The following is a 679-nucleotide window of genomic DNA, read 5'->3' as shown; positions in this document are numbered from 1 at the left end:
GGAACCATCACCATGTCCGGCCAGAATGGCTGAATATGAATTGTGCATGACGGCGGTGGCGCCGATGGGCGCTAGCATATCTGCTTGACGTGATACCGGAGACCGCAATGGACAATACAGGCGGGCCATGGCCCTACGATGCTCCCGACGACGCAGCCCGTTGGGTTGCGAGACTGACAGGGGGAACGGAGGATTTTATCCAAGGCTATCAGGCTCTAAGGGCGCAGCAAGCGGCCATGGAGCGGCAAATGAGTGAGTTGAACCTGGGCGGCTCCACTGCTGATCCAGACAGTGGTGCGATTCGGCGCACCTCCGTGGGTGGGTCGATGCGCATGCCGCCGCCGCCCGACCTGCGGGACAACCAGTTCAGCAGCGCGCGCCACAGCATAGACACGTCTTACGCAGCCTCGAGCCGCTCGCGCTCCAGGCATTCGACCGCCTCGTCGGAAGCCTATTCCTCCTTCTCGGAGGAGCCGGCAATCGCCCCCCAGCCGAAAAAAAGCGGGGGATTGAAATCGATCCTGAAGGCATGGAAGAATGCCATCGTCCCGAGCAGCGGCAGGAAGTCGTCCCAGGGCTCGAGACAGCAAACGGAGCTTGTCCTTGAGTCGACGCTTCGCATTGACTCTGCCAAGCGCGGGCGCGCGGACGGTCGGGACGAGTCCCTCTTTTCCTGGTT

At 61.9% G+C, this 679-nt stretch carries 1 pseudogene; it reads left to right on the top strand.

Annotated features, from left to right (window positions below):
- Positions 1-248: 248 nt before the first annotated feature.
- Positions 249-679 (top strand): annotated as a pseudogene (locus AC0L17_RS34515) (hypothetical protein); the annotation flags it as partial.

This window comes from Mesorhizobium sp. WSM4829 (assembly GCF_055811475.1).
Note: the sequence above shows the minus strand (reverse complement) of the source record. Positions and strands in the feature narration are given on the sequence as shown.